This is a genomic window from Paenibacillus sp. FSL W7-1332, from assembly GCF_037969785.1.
Lineage (GTDB): Bacteria > Bacillota > Bacilli > Paenibacillales > Paenibacillaceae > Paenibacillus_AQ.
Genome location: NZ_CP150209.1, coordinates 3,908,184 through 3,926,296, shown reverse-complemented (window position 1 = coordinate 3,926,296; position 18,113 = coordinate 3,908,184). Strand labels below are relative to the sequence as shown.

The 18,113-nt window shown below is 45.5% G+C and carries 17 protein-coding genes; 10 read left to right on the top strand and 7 right to left on the bottom strand.

Annotation, left to right across the window (positions count from 1 at the left end; translation table 11 throughout):
- Positions 1–23: 23 nt before the first annotated feature.
- The 3 genes from MKX98_RS17500 (at position 24) to MKX98_RS17490 (ending at position 3,391) form a co-directional block, all read left to right on the top strand.
- A complete protein-coding gene (locus tag MKX98_RS17500) occupies positions 24–1,766 on the top strand; it encodes an ABC transporter substrate-binding protein (RefSeq protein WP_339217447.1) in 1,743 nt (580 codons plus the stop codon).
- A gap of 290 nt (positions 1,767–2,056) precedes the next feature.
- Positions 2,057–2,953, top strand: a complete 897-nt coding sequence (locus tag MKX98_RS17495; RefSeq protein ID WP_339217445.1) for an effector binding domain-containing protein — start codon at positions 2,057–2,059, stop codon at positions 2,951–2,953.
- A 57-nt stretch (positions 2,954–3,010) separates the two neighbouring features.
- The gene (locus tag MKX98_RS17490; protein ID WP_216533372.1) at positions 3,011–3,391 is read left to right on the top strand and encodes a RidA family protein; all 381 of its coding nucleotides are present in this window, start codon (positions 3,011–3,013) and stop codon (positions 3,389–3,391) included.
- Positions 3,392–3,693: 302 nt separating this feature from the next.
- On the opposite strand, the gene MKX98_RS17485 is transcribed toward MKX98_RS17490, so the two are convergent.
- The 3 genes from MKX98_RS17485 to MKX98_RS17475 all read right to left on the bottom strand — a co-directional run bounded on the left by MKX98_RS17485 (position 3,694) and on the right by MKX98_RS17475 (position 7,336).
- Positions 3,694–4,584: a carbohydrate ABC transporter permease gene (locus tag MKX98_RS17485; protein ID WP_194542900.1), complete on the bottom strand. Its 891-nt coding sequence runs from the start codon at positions 4,582–4,584 to the stop codon at positions 3,694–3,696.
- 64 nt (positions 4,585–4,648) lie between these two features.
- The gene (locus MKX98_RS17480; protein ID WP_339217440.1) at positions 4,649–5,539 is read right to left on the bottom strand and encodes an ABC transporter permease subunit; all 891 of its coding nucleotides are present in this window, start codon (positions 5,537–5,539) and stop codon (positions 4,649–4,651) included.
- A gap of 96 nt (positions 5,540–5,635) precedes the next feature.
- Complete coding sequence (locus MKX98_RS17475; RefSeq protein WP_194542899.1) at positions 5,636–7,336, bottom strand: extracellular solute-binding protein; 1,701 nt, start codon at positions 7,334–7,336, stop codon at positions 5,636–5,638.
- A gap of 348 nt (positions 7,337–7,684) precedes the next feature.
- On the opposite strand from MKX98_RS17475, the gene MKX98_RS17470 reads away from it, so the two are divergent.
- The 6 genes from MKX98_RS17470 to MKX98_RS17445 all read left to right on the top strand — a co-directional run bounded on the left by MKX98_RS17470 (position 7,685) and on the right by MKX98_RS17445 (position 14,427).
- The gene (locus MKX98_RS17470; RefSeq protein WP_339217437.1) at positions 7,685–9,436 is read left to right on the top strand and encodes a histidine kinase; all 1,752 of its coding nucleotides are present in this window, start codon (positions 7,685–7,687) and stop codon (positions 9,434–9,436) included.
- Between the two features lie 5 nt (positions 9,437–9,441).
- Positions 9,442–10,869 carry a response regulator gene (locus MKX98_RS17465; protein ID WP_339217434.1) on the top strand — a complete coding sequence of 476 codons (1,428 nt, stop codon included), beginning with the start codon at positions 9,442–9,444 and terminating at the stop codon, positions 10,867–10,869.
- A gap of 2 nt (positions 10,870–10,871) precedes the next feature.
- Positions 10,872–11,075: a hypothetical protein gene (locus MKX98_RS17460; protein WP_339217432.1), complete on the top strand. Its 204-nt coding sequence runs from the start codon at positions 10,872–10,874 to the stop codon at positions 11,073–11,075.
- Between the two features lie 17 nt (positions 11,076–11,092).
- Positions 11,093–11,368: a hypothetical protein gene (locus MKX98_RS17455; protein WP_339217430.1), complete on the top strand. Its 276-nt coding sequence runs from the start codon at positions 11,093–11,095 to the stop codon at positions 11,366–11,368.
- Positions 11,369–12,683: 1,315 nt separating this feature from the next.
- Positions 12,684–13,580 (top strand): AraC family transcriptional regulator, encoded by an 897-nt coding sequence (locus MKX98_RS17450; RefSeq protein ID WP_339217428.1) that lies wholly within the window; start codon positions 12,684–12,686, stop codon positions 13,578–13,580.
- A 298-nt stretch (positions 13,581–13,878) separates the two neighbouring features.
- Positions 13,879–14,427, top strand: coding sequence for a GNAT family protein (locus tag MKX98_RS17445; RefSeq protein WP_339217426.1), 549 nt, complete (start codon positions 13,879–13,881; stop codon positions 14,425–14,427).
- Positions 14,428–14,522: 95 nt separating this feature from the next.
- Here the strand turns inward: MKX98_RS17445 and MKX98_RS17440 are convergent, their stop codons facing one another.
- The 4 genes from MKX98_RS17440 to MKX98_RS17425 are packed head-to-tail and all read right to left on the bottom strand — an operon-like array spanning position 14,523 to position 17,054.
- A complete protein-coding gene (locus tag MKX98_RS17440; protein ID WP_339217424.1) occupies positions 14,523–15,263 on the bottom strand; it encodes an ABC transporter permease in 741 nt (246 codons plus the stop codon).
- Positions 15,260–16,171, bottom strand: coding sequence for an ABC transporter ATP-binding protein (locus MKX98_RS17435; RefSeq protein ID WP_339217422.1), 912 nt, complete (start codon positions 16,169–16,171; stop codon positions 15,260–15,262). The genes MKX98_RS17440 and MKX98_RS17435 overlap by 4 nt, the downstream gene beginning before the upstream one ends.
- Positions 16,172–16,188: 17 nt before the next feature.
- Positions 16,189–16,599: a DUF3021 domain-containing protein gene (locus MKX98_RS17430; protein WP_220685116.1), complete on the bottom strand. Its 411-nt coding sequence runs from the start codon at positions 16,597–16,599 to the stop codon at positions 16,189–16,191.
- Complete coding sequence (locus MKX98_RS17425; protein WP_071219056.1) at positions 16,596–17,054, bottom strand: LytTR family DNA-binding domain-containing protein; 459 nt, start codon at positions 17,052–17,054, stop codon at positions 16,596–16,598. Before MKX98_RS17425 ends, MKX98_RS17430 begins: the two co-directional genes overlap by 4 nt.
- Positions 17,055–17,320: 266 nt before the next feature.
- Here MKX98_RS17425 and MKX98_RS17420 point away from each other — a divergent pair, with 266 nt between their 5' ends.
- The gene (locus tag MKX98_RS17420) at positions 17,321–18,028 is read left to right on the top strand and encodes a DNA alkylation repair protein (protein ID WP_339217417.1); all 708 of its coding nucleotides are present in this window, start codon (positions 17,321–17,323) and stop codon (positions 18,026–18,028) included.
- Positions 18,029–18,113: the final 85 nt, after the last annotated feature.

Genomic DNA, 18,113 nt, shown 5'->3' with positions numbered 1-18,113 from the left:
TACTGATTGTGATCAGGAATAACATGAAAAAGAATGGGGGAGTTGTTTTGATGCGCAAAGGGTGGACGAAGTCTTTAATCGCGTTGTTAATCTGTCTGTTGACCTTGACGATGCTGCTGAGTGCCTGTGGAGGATCCTCCAATCCGGAGAACCCGGACGCTGCTGCTGGTGAGACAGGGGCGGAATCGCCTCCCGAACAAAGTGAATTGTTTACAGAGGTCGGCACCTATCCGATTGTGAAGCAGCCGATGACGATAAGAATGTTTGCGCCGCAGTTTCCGACCATCGAGGATATGAAAACCAATGCCTTTACCGTGTTCCTGGAAGAGAAAACGAACATCAAAATCGATTGGGATCTGGTTCCGAACAATGCCTTGAAGGATCGCAAACAGCTAATGCTCGCCAGTGGAGACTACCCGGAAGTCATCCTGCATGGGGACCTCTCCAAGGAAGAACAGATGAAGTATGGATCGCAAGGCGTGTTTATCCCGTTGAACGACCTGATCGAACAATACGCGCCGAATATAAAGAAGGCAATGCAGGATATCCCATATATGAAGGATTCGATAACGGCCCCCGATGGCAATATTTACGCCCTTCCTCAAGTAAATGAATGTTATCACTGCGATAACGCATTGAAAATGTGGATCAACAAGAAATGGCTCGATCAGCTGGGACTATCCGTTCCTACCACCACAGAAGAGTTTTACAATGTCCTGAAGGCTTTTAAGGAAAAGGATCCGAATGGAAACGGCAAGGTCGACGAACTCCCGCTTTCGGGATCAGATGAGATGTGGGCGGGAAACGTTTCGGCATTTCTGATGAACTCCTTTATTTTAGATGATTATACCGAGAAGAATGCGGGCACCTTCCTAAGGGTCATTGACGGCAAGGTTGATTTTACGGCAAATAAGGATGAATGGAAGCAAGGGTTGATTTACTTAAACAAGTTATACAAAGAGGGATTGATTGATCCGGCGGCCTTTACACAAAACGCTGACGCGGTTCAGCAAATGGCCAACCGGGAACCAGACAACGTTATGGGAGCTTTGTCTACCGCGCTGATCAGTTATGCCTACAGCATGGATGATAAAGCGCCGCGGCATAAGGATTACGTCGTGGTTCCACCTCTAAAAGGGCCCGGCGGCGTTCAGCAAACCCTGAATTTTGCCGGCATTGGTAATTCCCAGTTTGCCATTACGAATAAAGCGACCAACGACCAGCAGATTGCAGCGATCCGCCTCGCGGACTACCTTTACACCGAAGAAGCAATTCTGCTGCAGGAGAACGGCCCGGAAGGCAAAGGTTGGCGAAAGGCACAAGACGGAGAGCTGGATATTAACGGAAATCAAGCGAAATATACGTCGATTCCGAAAACGGACAAAAAGCCAACGCATAATGACGGATGGGAACAGATCGGGCCTTCTTTAAGAACTTATGCGTATCGAGCTTCCTGGACCGCACCGCAAGATCCGCTGGCACCGGATGGATATGGGACGCGGCTGAATCAGGTATCCAAGGAATATGAGCCGTTCCATTCCAAGGAGCAATACCCAAATGGAGTTTTTATTGCGCTGGAAGACGCGGAGATCGCGGCGCAAATCAAGACTGCGTTGATCGATTACGTAAAGTCCAACATGGCTCAATTTATTACCGGATCTAAAGACATCAATAAGGAATGGGACGCCTACGTCAAGGGATTAGACGGACTCCAACTAACCCAATACCTTGAAATCTACCAAAAAGCTTTGGAAGCGAAAAAGTAAATGCTGAATCGTTAGGGGGTTCTCCGCAGTCGGCTATGCCGAGCGGGGCCCTTTTTTTCTTGTGAGATAGCATTTCGGCGCCAGACATTTCATTAAGCTAACGGGCAGGATAATGCGAGTATTAAACGAAAATATTTGTAACGGCTCCCTTGATGGCGCTGTCCATGCTCGGCTTTGTACTACAATGAATGTACATTAACATTGTCCAAGAAGACGCAACTAATTTGTGCACAAATAGTTGCGGTACGAAATTGACGGGATATTATACTTTTGTCGAGAGGAGGAATCTGATGGAATGGCTTGAACGGATGAATCGGGCGATGGACTATATCGAATTAAACTTAGCTGGAGAGATTGAACTGAGTGAAGTTGCTCGTAGAGCATGCTGCTCATCTCATCAGTTCCAGAGGATGTTCTCATTCATTACTAATGTAACGCTGGCAGAGTATATTCGGCGTAGAAAGCTCACTCTTGCCGCGCTCGAATTGCAAAATAACAAAGCAATTAGAGTGATCGATATCGCCATAAAATACGGTTACGAGTCTCCGGTTTCATTCGCGCGGGCATTTCAATCGCTTCATGGGATCACGCCGGCAATGGCTCGCCAAGACGGAATTGCTCTTAAAGCCTATCCACGCCTCTCATTCCTGATTACGATTAAGGGGGTGGATGCGGTGAATTATCGTATTGAAACGAAGGAATCATTCGAAGTTTTCGGTATTGAACGAGTTTTTCAAAGTGATGAAAGTGGTGATGCACCGAGCACGCCGGCACAATTCTGGCAGCAATCCCACGCCAATGGCGAAGTTGAGAGACTTGCTTGTAACGCCGGCGACTTGCCCCGTTTTGTAAGCCAAGATTCAAACAAAGTACATGGAATTTGCAGTTATAAAAAAACAGGAAACGACACGTTCCCTTATATGTTGTGTTCCTTTAAGAGCGCAACCAGCAACACAAAAGGGTATTCAACCATAACGATTCCCGCACAAACATGGGCCATCTTCCCCTCCGAACCGATTGCTTCGGATGCATTTGGTGAAACCATTGAGACGTTGTATCGACGATTTTATGCGGAATGGCTCCCGACGTCAGGCAATGAGCAGGTGGATGAAATGGAAATGCAAGTTTGCGGCGAAAGAGGCGGCCTTCACACTGTTGAACTGTGGTTCGCCGTTAGGAAAATCTAATGCCTGCATCCGACTTTGAACACGAATCCCGATATGCTAATAAAGGAGATGGGAAAGATGCTAAGAAAATTCAACCCTCCAGGTGTGGTTTCCTCGGACATTTATCACCACGGAGTAGAGGTTACATCATTCCAACAAATGCTGTTCATCTCAGGTCAAGTAGGTGTAGGTCCGGATGGAATTCCCGGTATAGGTATTCGGCAACAAACGGAAATGGCGATCCATAATTTATACAAAGTTCTTGCAGGTGCGAATATGGATGCCAACGACATCGTGAAATCCACAATCTATTTAACCGATGAAAATCAACTGGGTGCCTTCATGGAGGCTGGAGCAGGGGCCTTGCCGACTCCTCCCCCGGCGACGACGTTAGTTATTGTCAAAGCCCTTGCATCGCCTGATTTGCTAGTTGAGATCGAAGCCGTTGCAGCGAAGTAAGTTTGTTACTATACATTTGATACCCAAGCTACGGGGAAGGATGTAACCAGGGAACAGAGAACAGACTCCTTTAGATAACACCATATGCCTTAACCCATCAATACGGCATGCGTGTTAAAGAGGAAGGCAGACGAGCTCATGGTTCCATTATATTAGAGTTTTTTATAGACGAAGCAACAGTAAAAAGGGGCCGTTTCTCAAGATCTAAGATCATTTGGGACGGCCCCTTTTTGCAAGATGTTTTAATATAAAGGTTAAGAAAATGGTATAGATCTCTGAAACTTGTTGCCCTGGTGGGTGATTTACTCTTTAACCGACCCCAGCGTAATCCCGTGGATGAAGAAGCGCTGAAGGAAGGGATAAACGATAAGGACGGGCAGCATCGCGATGAAGATTTTGGCGGCATCGAGTGTCCGGTTGGACAACTCCGACAAGCGACGGTACTGGTCCTCGGACATCGTCGATGGATCGACCGAGACGACGAGCTGCTGGATATACGTCTGGAGTGGATAGAATTGCTCACGGGACATGAAGATCAGACCGTACAAGAATTCATTCCAGTGATACACGATACTGAACAGCGAGACGGTCGCCAGCACCGGCACGGCCAGAGGGATGTAGATCTTGAACAGGATGTACCATGGTCCCGCGCCGTCGACAAGGGCGGCTTCATCCAGCTCCTTGGGCAGGTTGCGGAAGAAGTTCATCGTGAGGATAACATTGAAGACGAGTGTCTGCGCGCCGCCTACCAGGACAAGTGCCCAGATGCTGTTCAGCATGTTGAGCTCTTTGACCGTCAGATATAGGGGGATCAGACCGCCGTTGAACAACATCGTGAAAATGAGAATCCACATGAACACATTGCGCCCCTTGAATTCTCTCGCTGTCCGCGAGAGCGGGTAAGACATGAGCACAACCATGATAAAATTGAGAATAACCCCCAGCAGCACTCGCTCGGTCGATGTCCAGAAGGACCGGAAGAACTGATTGTCATTGAGAATCTGGTTATATGCGTTGAGATTGAAATCGACTGGCCATAGCCAGACCTTACCGGCCGCAGCGGCAGAGTTGGAGCTAAGCGAAAGGGAGAGCGTGTACCAGATCGGCAGGACGCATGACAAAGTAATGCCTATCAGGACTACAATCAGTATAATATCCGTCACACGGTTGCCGAACGTCCGGTCTCTGACCACGGTCAGCACCTCCTACTCTAGTTGGAATGGTATGAGTTTACATAGCTTTCATCAGGATGAATCCTTAGAATATGCGATAGTTAACAAAACGGTAAGCCAGATAATACGAGACGGATATCAGCAGGAAGCCCACAACGGACTTCAACAGGCCGACGGCGGTCGCAAGTTCATATTGGAGGTTGAGCAAACCTGTACGATAGACCCAGGTGTCAATAATATCACCTGTAGAATAGACGAGCGGGTTGTACAGATTGAAGATCTGGTCGAAGCCCGCGTTAAGCACATTACCCAAGCTGAGTACCGTAAGCAATACGGCTGTCGTGCGGATCCCGGGCAGCGTGATATGCCAGAGACTTCTCCAGCGTCCTGCGCCATCGATGTTGGCAGCTTCGTACAGTGCCGGGTTGATACCGGTAAGCGCGGCAAGATAGATAATGGTACCAAAACCGAATTCCTTCCAGACGTCACTGCCGACTACGAGGAACGGAAACAGCTGGGAATCGGCAAAGAACAGTTTGGGCTGGAATCCGAACAAAGCAGTCAGTTGATTAACGGGTCCATTATAGGAGAATAGATCTAGTACAATGCCCCCCAGAATAACCCAGGATAAAAAGTGAGGCAGATAGACAATGGTCTGAATCCAGCGTCTGAGAATCATCAGACGCAGCTCATTGAGCATCAGTGCAAACAGCAGAGGCGCAATCAGATTGGCGACAATCTTCATGGACGCGATGACAAGCGTATTCATGAAGACTTCCTGTGTATCCTTCAGCAAAAACATATACTTGAAGTGCTCAAGTCCCGCCCAATCCGAGCCCAGGATTCCTTTGCCTGGATTAAAATATTGGAACGAAATGATGATACCGAACATCGGAACGATGCTGAAGACGAGCAACCATAGAAATCCCGGGATCAGCATCAGATAATAATGTTTGGCGAAACCTCTCATTCGCATGACAGCACTCCTTTCCCCGAATCCTACTTCGAATGTTCCAGAGCTCCTGACAGGTGCTGGGAGCTCTGGTTATATGGTTCGTAATATGCCTTAAGATTACTTCACAAGTGCGTCCTTAACCTCCTGGGTAATCTGGTCGCCGCCTTGACGTTTCCAGTTCTCGACGAAGGAGTCGAATGTCTCCAGTGGAGCCGCGCCCATAATGATGCGCAGGAAGGTCTCATCCTCTAACTTTCGCAGATTCACCCAACGGCTCTCCATTAATGGCGTCTGCTCATACAGAAGACTGGGCACCTCCTCAAACTCGGTATCAACCAGCGGCCTTCCGCCCACCATCATGGAGTACGCTCGTGTCCATGCTCCCCAGTTCGCTTCAGGGTTCCATGTTGAAAGATCCATAGAATCGTAAGGCTCGTTTTTGATCGTCTTGATGCTTGCGATATCCGAAGGCAGCAATTTGTAAGCTTTGTTATCCGCAAAATCCTCTGCGGTTTTATTTCCAGCCAGCACATCACGGAGGGCTCTGACTGTAAATTCAATTTCATCGGATGGAGCGTACACCACGCGGAGCGGATAGTAACCAGGACCGCCTTTGCTTGGGTCAAAGGTGTTCTCTTGTTCGTTTTTAAACAAATTGTTTAGCAATTTCATCGGAACTTCCGGATGTTCGTAATCTTTCCGAACCACCACAAACTCAGTTGAAGGTGTAGCAGCATGTGGTCTAAATTCGCCATTTTGATTCAAAGGCAGGGCATAAGCTTGCCAGTTGGCTTCGGGATCATTTTTAACGGCATTGGTTAGCGGGCCGTAAGCCATCCACCATGGTGCAAAGAACATTCCGGATTTTCCGGCGATAATGGGCTCATCCGCTTTGTTACGAACACCCATCTCAGGATCAATAAGTCCCTTGGAATACAAATCTCTTAAACTAGCTAACGCCTCGCGAGTCTCCGGCAGAATTGAGCCGTACACAGGGCTGCCATCCTCGCCCTCGAGCCAGTATCCAGGGAACGAGTCGTGTGCGGAGAAAATGGCATCAAAACCGTACAAATTGTTCTTCGACTCCAGGAAGTTCGCATACAGCTTACCGCCACTCTCCGGACCAGTGATCCCAATCGTATCGCGCTGACCGTTGCTATCCGGATCATCTTCGACGAAAGCACGGGCGACGGCCTCAAGTTCTGCCATCGTGGTTGGCGGTTCAAGGTTCAGCTTATCCAGCCAGTCCTGACGGATCCACAGGAGGTGAATGCCGTCGGCATTTGCCTGCACACCCGGAAGGGCCATGATTTTGCCGTCGAATGTAACTGCCTCCAAGGCAGCACCGTTGGTGTTTTCAATGATGGTCTTTATCTCCGGGGATGCATATTGCTCATACACCTCAGTAAGATCGGCAATTTGGTCGGCTTCGACCAGTTGGCGCAGCTCAACGGCATTGACGACCATAGCATCCGGCAAATCGTTACTTGCAATGGCGAGACTAATTCTCTGGCGAAGATTCTGGCCGGAGGCAGCGAATTGATGATCGACGTCCACATTAAGCGCTTCCTTAATCTGACGAGTATATTGATTGTCCAGCGGCGTGTCGCCAGGCGGCAATTCATTATCGGTGGGATCGATTTCAATACTGATGCTGATCTGGACAGGTTCTTCGTAGCGGCCAAATGGATCAGCGGGTTCGCTTGATTCCGCGCTTTTCTCCGGTGCAGCCGGCGTGTTATTAGTTGTATTGCTGCAAGCACCCAGAACGAGAAAGCAGGCAAGTAATAGCGCTAACGTTTTTGACTTGTTTTTCATAATTACACCCCTTCTATCAGATTGAATGGAATAACTATCCCTATGGACCATTTAACTGTAACACAATGAAACCGCCTTCAAGGATAGAAGGTGGTTTCTAAATGAGGGGGTCATATGTACAAAAATTGACGGCTGTTCCGGGTGGCTGGACATTTCACCCACTAAGGAGAAGACATTTGTCTACCCTGTTTTTTTCAACTGAAAGATAACAGATCAGGCATCTGAATTATTGAAATCTTTGCTCAATAATCATTTTTACTTGTGTTATATTCTAGAAAGATTTTTCCCACCTGTTTCTATTTATGCACGTCTTAGACCTGATTCGAAGAGAGGAGGAGTCAATAATCGATGGGGATGCTAGCGTTGAAACCGGAAAAGAATTGGAAGTCCCGCCTGAAGCGATTGACCTTGAAAAATAGAATTCTTTTACTGTTCGCCGCAGCAACATTGATCCCTTTCATCTGCACCTGTTATCTTTCATACAACACCATTACATCCATTCTGAATACGAAGCTGCAATCCGGCATTCAAAGCAATTTAAAGCAGGTCAGATTGTCGCTTGAGAACACGCTGAACAATCTGAATCACGTATCCCAACAACTGTCCTTTAAAGGGAATGTCGGTAGGCAGCTTGAGATGTTTTTGATGGCGAAGCAGCCGTATGACCGGAGTTATCTGACGGACGAAATCAAAAATCAACTGAATCTCATCACATTCACGAATCCCAATGTCGGATTAACGCTGTATTATTTACGCGACGATCAGACCACTCTTTTTGAGAATACAGGCATGAAACAACCATTCAATGTCGATAACCTTCCAATCCTCGCAGAGTATTATGGCATCACCTATTTTGGACCGCATATCAGTCAAGATCGATTCAACAATCAATATGTGCTTTCCGCGTTGCGAAAGGTGGATTTGCCGGAAAGGGAGGATGCCTATGTCTACATTGAGTCCGGTTTCAAGCTGACGCAGAGCATTCTTGATTTGGATGAAGTCAGCAAGCATACCAATCATTTAATTCTGGACAACGACGGAAGAATTTCATACAGCGAACTTCAAGATATCTTTCCTGAAAATTCATTTTTTTCGGACTCATTATCGCCGTCCCTGGTAACAGGCATGACTTCCGATTATTATTGGTATCGACAAGTCAGCAATCAGGGCTGGAGCGTGGTCTCGCTAATTGCGCAATCCGACTACAACCGCGAGAAAAATCGCTGGATGATGCAGATGCTGGGGCTGGCACTGTTGTTCGCCGTAGTTAGTCTGACGATTGGCTGGCTTTTATGGAAAATGGTGTACCGGCCGCTGTCGCGCTTCCATAAGGAGATCAAATCGATTGCGGGCAGCAATTTTAATGCGGCTGCCACGCAATCGAGCATCCCGGAATTTGAAATGCTGTTAAACCAATTTCAACATATGAAGGTTCAGATTACGCAGCTGTATTCTGAAATCAAGGCCAAGGAGAAGCGCAGAGCGGATCTGGAGATCGAGAAGCTGCAGTATCAGATCAATCCGCATTTTCTGATGAATACGCTGGATACCGCTCACTGGCTTGCCGTTATGAACGGTCAGGAGGAGATCGACAGGCTTGTCACTTCGTTGAACAAACTGCTCTACTACAATCTCCGCAAAGGCAACAGTGTCGCGACAATCAGGGATGAGATTGATTCACTGAAACAATATCTTATTCTCCAGCAGATTCGATACAATTTTCAGTTCGATGTCAATATTCACGTAGACGATGCATTGCTCGAAGTGACAGTCCCTAGGTTCATTCTGCAGCCGTTGGTTGAAAATTCGCTATATCACGGGCTGGATGACAACGGCAGGATCGAGGTGGAGGTTAGAAAGAATGACAGACTAGAGATTGAAATTCGAGATAACGGTGGGGGGATCCCTGAAGAAACAATTGAGGCGTTGCTTGAGCAAGAACAGACTGAACACCATCGAGTGGGGATGGGAATCGGACTGAATTATGTCAAACGAATGTTAGCATTTCACTATGAAGGGAAAGCGAGTCTGACGGTAACAAGCGAGCTTGGCAATGGTACCCGCATCATCATTTCGATACAAATTGGGGAGGGAGATTAAACGAAATGATCCATGTTCTCATCGTAGACGACGACAAGCTTGTACGTAAGGGACTGATGTCCTTTTTACCCTGGGAATCGTTCGGAATGAGAGTTGTAGGCGAAGCTGCCAACGGGGAGAAGGCGCTCGATTTTCTGAAGGCGAATCGGGTAGACCTGTTAATGACCGATCTGGCCATGCCCGTGATGTCGGGCATCGAATTAATTCGGGTTGTACGCAAGTTATATCCGCATATCGCGATCGCCGTGTTGACGCTTCATCAGGATTTTGAATACATTCAGGAAGCGCTGCGACTGGGTGCCATTGATTACATTGCCAAGGTAGAGCTAGAAAAAGACCAGTTCGAAGAGGTGTTTCGTCGCATCCACTCGCGCATTGTGGAAGAGAAGCAGAAGCACAAGAATGAGTCGCATACGATAGCAGAGGTTTGTTCTTCCGATACGGCCTATGCGCTATTGACATTCCCGGATGAGCCATTAACAAGCAGTATGGTTGCGGATTGTGTTTCCTTGGGCTGGATAGCCGAATCGGAAGGATCTATTCTGATGTGGTTGACGGATCTTGCCAAGGAGGTTCAGCCTCAAGGACATTACGAAGAAGACCCGTTGCCGCCGCTTCCAAACGGAACGCGCAGCTCCGGATGGCATATGGTGCGGTTACGGCATACAGCCGGTTTATCTCCATCCGATCTGCACCAACGGATACGGGCTTACAGGAGCAGAGATTTTTTTTACGACTTCGACGGCAATGAGCCCTATCCGATTGAGAAGTCTGTCATGGAGCTGCTGGCAGAACATCCTGAACCGGGAGAAGAGGAGACGGACACTGTGAAGAATTTACTACACGCCTTCACTTGGGTCCATGACGATGAAGCCTTTGATAAGCTTTGTAGTCGATTAAAAGAACTGCGTATACCCGTCCCCAAGCTAATGCAATGGATCTACGGCTTTATGGTTGACTGGAACCGGCTCTATAGAGCGATACAACCTGATGATATTAAGCTCCCTGACACATTTACGTGCTGGCGGGAGGTTACGGACTGGCTGAAACATTTCAGGGAAAATGGGATTACGCGCTCAGGCAGCCTGCAGCTGAGCCCGGAAGTGAGCGGCAGCATTATGAACGCGGTAAAGATCGTGCACGATGAACTGGAGTTTCCGTTATACGCCATCGATGTCGCGAAGCGGGTCAATCTAAGCCGAAGCTACTTTTATCAATGTTTCAAAGAAATCGTAGGCTTTTCCTTCAATGAATATCTGCGCAAGGTACGAATCGATAAAGCGCGGGAATATCTGGAGCAGACGGCCAGGCCAATTGTCTGGATTGCCAAGCAAACCGGATACGAAGATGAGAAATATTTCAGCAGAACTTTTCGAGAGCAGACAGGTATGCTCCCGAGCGAATATAGACAGCAGTATAAGTCGAGGTTATAACAATGGAAAGTAAATTTCCTTTATTTATCGTAACAGGTGCAAGTGGGTCTGGGAAAACATATGTTATCAAGGAATTGCGGAGATTGATGCCTGATTTTGATATTTTTGACCCTGATAGTCTTATTGAATTTATCGGGCACGATTGGGAGAAAATGCGAAATATTTGGCGCGGGTTGCACGCAATATCGCTGAAAATGGACGCATGACTATAATATGCGGAACAATGATGCCGTGGGATATTGAAAAATGTGCGGACTTTCCTTTTTTTAAGCATGTATATTACCTAAACCTGCATTGTGATGAGGAAACGCGCGAAAAACGTCTACGTGAAAGAAATTGGGCGGAGGAAGAGATTCAAAACCACAAAAACTTTGCAAAACGATTGCTTGAAATTGCCGATGAGGTCTATAACCCACCTATGCCTACTATTGATACAACGGTTACTGATGTAACCGAGGTTGCCTCTCGGATAAAAGAGTGGGTTCACCAATACGCTTGAAATAACGGGAAACGATAGGCAGCCGATCACATTGAGATCAGCTGCCTCTTGAATGTTGGAAAGAATTCTAGACCGATACTGTCACATTGAGGATAATTCTATTTCCAGACGAACCTTACTTTGATTTTTTTCGTTTTATTCCTTGGAAAATCAGCATAAATCCCATTAAGAATAATAAAATATTGACTGAACTTAAAGACTGTTTTCCTAAAAAATCCTGAATTAATTATTACATTATAGATTTTACTCTAACAGCAATCACCCTAGATTGGCAGAAATTGAAAATTATCTGCTTTTTTAGCCGAGTATGATGAGTGGAGCTAACCCGATGCAGGAGGAGTAAAAGAAGTGAAGCCTGTAAGTGATGGATTTGAAACAATGTGAGGTTCTATTGAGGAATTTCATCTGATTCAGTTTTTTTATGTAACTTTTTTGCTTTTTTGGGTGTTTACTAAGTTGAGGGAAATAACCCCCATGCAAGAAAGGGGATCATCCATCATTTCGAGAAGTGCAAGTACATAGGGTTACACTACAGAAATTAAAAAATCGAAGGAGAAGTGGAGATGTCTAAATATATAAAAGCCATGACTTTGAGCATGACTATAATCCTCAATAAGCCATGATTTTGAAATCATTCTTTGCTTTACTTCTTAGTATACCGTTTACGATTATAAATTTCGGTGCATACCTAAAAGGCAACACACCTTCAACTATGAATTTAGTGAGCACTATTCTCTTTTTAATTTTGTGGATGTCATGGGGAGGTTACACTAATTATAGGGACAAACGGAGCATGCGCTTTCTTAAGTTCAGCTCTTTTTACTGTCTCGTCTCTGTTGCATGTGTTTTTGTAATGTATCTTATAGATGCAATACTTTTTTCAATACCAGTTGGAATATTTATTATAGGACCGGCGTATGGGTTAAGGTACTTCTTCCCCTCAGTTTCATATGAAGCATTTGGATACATCTCTGTAATAATAGTCTATGCTTTCAGTTTGGCTGGTTCTTTTATAGGATATGTGGCAAGTAAAAAAGCAGTACGAGAGTAAACAGTAATGGGACTGACCCCATAACGTGAGACAAATTAAAAATACCTTCAAGAGAATGCAACCATGTCGTAAGATATGGAGACAACCTTGGAGGTTTTTTGCATTGTAAACAAGAGTCAACGATCTGGTCGAAGTGAAGAAGAAAGCCACTGTATCTGTCCCTGCTGAATGATGGAGAGGTGATAATACCAACTTACTTGAGCATAAAAAGTTGCGATACAAAGTCGCTGATATTCTATACTTCGATTGAGAGGAGGGAAAGAAATGGATTGGCTTACGAGGATGAATCGGGCATTGGATTATATTGAAACAAATTTATCTGGAGAAATCGACCTGACGAAGACAGCAAGCCAAGCTTGCTGTTCGTCTTATCAGTTTCAAAGAATGTTCTCCTTCGTTACGGATGTTACACTGGCGGAATATATACGACGCAGACGGCTTACTCTTGCAGCAATTGATTTGTTGAATAGCGATACGAAAGTGATTGATATCGCCATTAAGTATGGCTACGATTCACCGGTTTCTTTCGCAAGAGCTTTTCAATCGATGCATGGTGTCAATCCAACCACGGCTCGTCAAGAAGGTGTCGCGTTGAAAGCATATCCACGGCTTACCTTTCTTATTTCAATCAAAGGGGTTGAGGCGATGAATTATCGGATCGAAACCAAGGAATCTTTCCAAGTATTTGGCATTGAAAGAGTGTTTCAAACAAGCGGTGATGGCGATGGACCGAGTACACCAGGGGGATTATGGCAACAATGCCATGCCAATGGCGAAGTAGAGAGACTTACTGCCAATGCGGGTGAATTGCCTGTATATCTGAGTAAGGATATGTATAAAGTGCATGCAGTGTGCAGTTATCGAAAAACCGAAAATGATACGTTTCCGTATATGCTGTGTTCATTTAAGAGCGATTCCAGTAAAACAGATGGATACTTGGAAATAACGATCCCTTCACTCACTTGGGCAATATTCCCATCAGAGCTGTTTACATGGGATCAATTTAATGATTCCATCGAGTCTTTATACCACCGCTTTTATTCAGAATGGCTTCCAACAGCAGGATACGAGCAGGTGGATGGAATGGAATTCGAAGTCTATGGAGGCAGAAATGGCCTTAATTTTGTAGAATTGTGGTTCGCGGTACGAAAAACCTCCTGAATGATGAAGACATACAGAGCGCTGGATCATCCATAGAGGGATAAATATCATCTTTGGTTCGGTATGAAGGAACATGGAAGTAAGGGACACGTTAGTTGAATAAAGACGAGAAGGCAGCCGACCAATTTGATCAGCTGCCTTAACTTGGCTAAAGGGCAGTAGAGGCAAACATGACAGGGGAATACTATGGGAATTTCTAGATTAAGAATACTCTAAATGATATCTTTAGAATAGTTTGATAAATGAGATCGCAGATTCACTAGTTAAATAGAATATCAAACCATGAAAGGACAAAAACATGTCTCAATTCCCTACTTTAGAAACGGAAAGATTTATACTTAGACAGATTAAACAAGATGATTCACAAGAAATATTTCAATATTTTTCAATGGATGAAGTCACAAAATTTTATGATTTGGAGAGTTTTACGAATATTGAACAAGCAGAAGAACTAATTCGCAGATGGAATCAGAGATTTGAAAATAATCAAGGAATCCGCTGGGGAATCACCTTGCGGTCGGAAGACTGTGTAATTGGAACTTGTGGATTTCATGGTTGGGCGAAAAATCATTGCAAGATTGAAATCGGGTATGAACTAACACCAGAATATTGGCGGCAAGGTATTATGACTGAGGTGATTCCGAAGATAATTGAATTCGGATTTAACAATCTTGGATTAAACCGAATTGAAGCATTTGTAGAACCAGAGAATATGGGGTCAAGAAAGGTGCTTGAGAAAGTTGGGTTTACGGAAGAAGGGATATTAAAGGAGCATTTTTATTGGAGGAATCGGTTTGTTGATAATGTCCTATATGCATTGCTTAAGAAAGAGTATAAATTTCGTTAAGTAGTAAGGACACTATAAGAAACAGACTCAAACACATTACGCTAAGGGGAAACTCAAAGGGCCTTCACTTTGAAGACGTTCTCCTTATACTATTCCTACTTCCCGCTCCACCGGAAAAACCGTGTAGCAAGCACTATAGATACAATTGCAATGCCGATCAAAACAGCAGCTTCAAAGCCATATTCCGTAATAGGCGCTTCTGTCCACGTCCCCCGCAGCAACTGAATGACGTAATAGAGCGGGAGTATTTTCGCTGCATATTGAAGAACCGTCGGCATCAACTCCAGCGGAAAAGTCGCACCTGACAGGAACAGCATCAGGTTTAGAAATAATGAACTGATTGCGGAAGCAGCCTGAGTGTTTTTTGCTAAGGAAGTCAGAAATAAAGCAAACGGGAAAAAGGCCAGGATGCTAATAAGCAATGAAAGCAGAGTGCTTCCGATATAGGCCGGCAGGGTTAAATCATAGAGCAGCATGCCAAAGACCATAAGAAGCATGGCGGAGATAGCAAAGATGACGGTCCCTTGAAAGGTATGGGCGGCGAGGATTTTCCATGGCTGGAGCGGTGTTGATTGATATCTTCTTAATACGCCCGTTTCCCGGTAATTGGTTAAAACAGTGCCCAGTGTGAAAAAGGAAGTGGTTACGATATTGACGCCAATCCACGAAGGAACAAAATATTCCGCAAAAGCCTGTTGGCTCATGTTATCTCCAACAAACATGGAACCAAACAGCCCAATCATCACTACTGGAAAGAGGAACGTCCAAAACATGCTTAAACGGTCTCTAAAGAACATTTTTGTTTCTAAACTGGCGAGTTTTACGATTGCGTTCATCGGATCTTCTCCTTTTCTAGGTACTGAACAAATAAATCATCGAGAGAGCCTTTCTCAAACCTGAAGCTGGACAATGGGATGCCTTTTTCCTGACAGTAACTGAAAATGTGATATGCCGTTGTCTGCTGGTCATCACAAAACACTTTGAATTCGGCTTGATTCTTGTCAACGCGCTCAACACCGGGAAGCGAGCTTAAATATTCGGGACCGAGTTCTTCGCTGATAAAGGCAAGACAGCCAGAAGCACCTTCGTTTAATAATTCACGAGGGGAGTTCAAAGCTTGCAATTGGCCGCTGTAAATCATCGCTACCCTGTCGCACAGCTGTTCAGCTTCTTCCATATAATGCGTGGTTATCACAATGGTACTTCCACGGTCCCATAACAGTCGGATCAATGACCACATGTCCCGTCTTGCTGAGGGATCAAGCCCCATGCTCGGCTCATCAAGAAATAAGATTTCAGGCTCATGCAGAGTGGCTAAAGCAAGAGTTACCCGCTGTTTCCATCCGCCGGATAAGTCATCGAACTTTACGTTCAGCTTTTCGCGTAAGCCAAGCAATTCTACTAAATAATCTTTTTGCGTGGCGTTATCGTAAAATGAAGAAAAGAGATCCAGCGCTTCTTTTACTTTCATTTTTTTCTGTATCGAAGTGGCCTGAAACTGGACTCCAATTCTCTTGTTTAACTCACGAAGCTGCTTATTGGGAACAAGTCCAAGAACTTCAACCGCTCCATGGCTTGGATCAGAGATTCCTTCCAGAATTTCGAGGGTGGTCGTTTTCCCCGCGCCGTTCGGCCCGATAATCCCGAAGATCTCACCTCTGTAAACATCAAAGGAAAGATTCTTTACTGCCTGGGTCCCGCCAAAGTTTTTCGATAGATTTTTAACTGTAATAACACTCTCCATGCTGATCCTCCTAACATTCAATGCCTTCTAAGATCTTTGTTCAGCTTTTTCGATTCATTTTTAAAATAAAGATAAAACCCAATCCATCCGATGGCATAACCGAAAATAGAGATGACCAGGTATATCAAAAAGTTCCTTACACTAATCTGAATCCAGCCAATCCATAGGCCTAATATAAAGTAGACGATGGTGACTGTTAGAAAGTGCAGGGCTGTCTGCATGGGCAGGCGAAGTGAGCGGATCTTAAAATAGAGTGGTGTGACAGTAAACAGCCAGCCGCAAAAAATATAGCCAAATGCATCTTTAATAAAAAGCAGCCCGTCTATTGTCGATTGTCCACCAAAATAAATAAGCGCACTTGTAGTCATAACAGCAATAAAAGCCCCGAAGAATATGCCGATGATGCTTCTGAAAATAAATGCATTCATTTCGTTTCCCTCCGGTTCATTTTTAAAACTTCTTTAATTCGGCTAATGTAATGACGCGAAACATATTCTTTCTCACCTGATTTAAAGTGAACACAAAGGGTCCCGTTAAATGATGGTTCGAAATGGCTCATTGCATACAGGTTTGCAATGACGGACTTTGAGATCCTGATAAAGCGGTGGGAGGGAAGGGAGTTTTCGAGCTCATATAATTTTTCTTTCACTTTAAAGATTCCTTCTGAGGTGGCGGCTGTGACCACATCGCCTTCTGTACGAAAGTAGTGTATATCCTCGTGCTTAATTAAGTGCTGGTTCTCTCCATCTTTTCCGACGATCAAATCAGTGTCATTCTTATTGAGGTACTCGAGGATCTCCTGGATGGCTGGGGTCATTTCTTTGCAGTGTATCGTCACCGTGGTTTCTTCGTTGCGCGGGTTGATGTCGAGTAGGATTTTCATGTAAAGACGGCTCCTCCATTCCATACGCTTTATGAGTTTAGTATAGATGGCGATTTTTCAATTGTCATTAGAACAAAGGCGACCCGCAGGACGCGGACAGTAAGATGCATGTATCGGCGTCCGTCCTGCAGGATAACAAGCGGCTTTTGACCTCGAGGGGGGAGGCAATTGTGATTGCATGACGACCATATAGTAAGTATGCTAATCCTATGCACACGATAACTAAATTGGACGGCTAAATATATGTTTAGGAGCGTGATTAATAGATGACCTATGAAGAAATCATGCAGGCATTGGCTGGCATGGGCAGTGAGCAGACGAGAAGCACTTATATTCGCCATGGTGCGAAAGAGCCGTTCTTCGGCGTTAAAATCGGGGACATGAAGAAGCTCGTTAAGCATGTGAAAAAAGACCAAGATCTCGCTCTGCAGCTCTATGAATCCGGCAACTACGATGCGATGTACCTGGCGGGGCTTAGCATCAATCCGAAGACCATCACCAAAGAACAGTTGCAGCATTGGGTGGCAGGAGCCAATTGGCATTCGCCTGCCGAGTATACGGTAGCGAGAGTAGCCGCAGAAAGTCCGCACGCGCATGACCTGGCGGTGGAGTGGATTGATTCGCCGGAGGAACTGGTCGCCGTAAGCGGATGGAGTACATATGCCAATTATGTATCGGTTGCGCCAGATGAAGCACTCGACATGGAGGAATTACGCAGTTATTTGACAAGAGTGCGCGACACCATCCACGGCGAGCGCAACTGGGTCCGCTATGTTATGAATAATTTCGTTATTTCGGTCGGTGCATACGTTGAGCCATTAACGGAGGAAGCGAAGGCAGTCGCGGAGGCGGTCGGCAAAGTGCATGTGGATGTCGGCAATACGGCATGCAAAGTGCCGCTTGCAACGGAATATATCGGCAAAATCGAGGCGATGGGCCGAATCGGAAGCAAGAAAAAGACCTGCATTTGTTAGCCAAATAGCGGAGGCTGGTGTGCGATCTAGGCTCAAGAAGTTCCAAAATAGTATGCATTAAAATAGATGTTAAGTTCCAACATCG

What these genes read in the sequence shown, in the direction of transcription:
- MKX98_RS17450 (WP_339217428.1), top strand. Translation starts at nt 12,684, where the DNA reads ATGGATTGGCTTACGAGGATGAATCGGGCATTGGATTATATTGAAACA.
- MKX98_RS17445 (WP_339217426.1), top strand. Translation starts at nt 13,879, where the DNA reads ATGTCTCAATTCCCTACTTTAGAAACGGAAAGATTTATACTTAGACAG.
- MKX98_RS17475 (WP_194542899.1), bottom strand. Translation starts at nt 7,336, where the DNA reads ATGAAAAACAAGTCAAAAACGTTAGCGCTATTACTTGCCTGCTTTCTC.
- MKX98_RS17460 (WP_339217432.1), top strand. Translation starts at nt 10,872, where the DNA reads ATGGAAAGTAAATTTCCTTTATTTATCGTAACAGGTGCAAGTGGGTCT.
- MKX98_RS17500 (WP_339217447.1), top strand. Translation starts at nt 24, where the DNA reads ATGAAAAAGAATGGGGGAGTTGTTTTGATGCGCAAAGGGTGGACGAAG.
- MKX98_RS17495 (WP_339217445.1), top strand. Translation starts at nt 2,057, where the DNA reads ATGGAATGGCTTGAACGGATGAATCGGGCGATGGACTATATCGAATTA.
- MKX98_RS17430 (WP_220685116.1), bottom strand. Translation starts at nt 16,599, where the DNA reads ATGAATGCATTTATTTTCAGAAGCATCATCGGCATATTCTTCGGGGCT.
- MKX98_RS17425 (WP_071219056.1), bottom strand. Translation starts at nt 17,054, where the DNA reads ATGAAAATCCTACTCGACATCAACCCGCGCAACGAAGAAACCACGGTG.
- MKX98_RS17455 (WP_339217430.1), top strand. Translation starts at nt 11,093, where the DNA reads ATGATGCCGTGGGATATTGAAAAATGTGCGGACTTTCCTTTTTTTAAG.
- MKX98_RS17480 (WP_339217440.1), bottom strand. Translation starts at nt 5,539, where the DNA reads ATGCGAATGAGAGGTTTCGCCAAACATTATTATCTGATGCTGATCCCG.
- MKX98_RS17420 (WP_339217417.1), top strand. Translation starts at nt 17,321, where the DNA reads ATGACCTATGAAGAAATCATGCAGGCATTGGCTGGCATGGGCAGTGAG.
- MKX98_RS17435 (WP_339217422.1), bottom strand. Translation starts at nt 16,171, where the DNA reads ATGGAGAGTGTTATTACAGTTAAAAATCTATCGAAAAACTTTGGCGGG.
- MKX98_RS17470 (WP_339217437.1), top strand. Translation starts at nt 7,685, where the DNA reads ATGGGGATGCTAGCGTTGAAACCGGAAAAGAATTGGAAGTCCCGCCTG.
- MKX98_RS17440 (WP_339217424.1), bottom strand. Translation starts at nt 15,263, where the DNA reads ATGAACGCAATCGTAAAACTCGCCAGTTTAGAAACAAAAATGTTCTTT.
- MKX98_RS17465 (WP_339217434.1), top strand. Translation starts at nt 9,442, where the DNA reads ATGATCCATGTTCTCATCGTAGACGACGACAAGCTTGTACGTAAGGGA.
- MKX98_RS17490 (WP_216533372.1), top strand. Translation starts at nt 3,011, where the DNA reads ATGCTAAGAAAATTCAACCCTCCAGGTGTGGTTTCCTCGGACATTTAT.